At 49.0% G+C, this 253-nt stretch carries 1 rRNA gene; it reads left to right on the top strand.

Annotation, left to right across the window (positions count from 1 at the left end):
* Window positions 1–20 precede the first annotated feature (20 nt).
* Window positions 21–253: ribosomal RNA gene (locus OGY09_RS01045) — 23S ribosomal RNA — on the top strand; the annotation flags it as partial.

Raw genomic sequence — 253 nt, 5'->3', positions numbered from 1 at the left:
GAAACATCTTCGGGTTGTGAGGTTAAGCGACTAAGCGTACACGGTGGATGCCCTGGCAGTCAGAGGCGATGAAGGACGTGCTAATCTGCGATAAGCGTCGGTAAGGTGATATGAACCGTTATAACCGGCGATTTCCGAATGGGGAAACCCAGTGTGATCCGTCACACTATCATTACGTGAATACATAGCGTAATGAAGCGAACCGGGGGAACTGAAACATCTAAGTACCCCGAGGAAAAGAAATCAACCGAGA

Source organism: Citrobacter sp. Cpo071 (assembly GCF_030332765.1).
Lineage (GTDB): Bacteria > Pseudomonadota > Gammaproteobacteria > Enterobacterales > Enterobacteriaceae > Citrobacter > Citrobacter portucalensis.
This window is presented reverse-complemented; position numbering and strand designations above follow the sequence as displayed.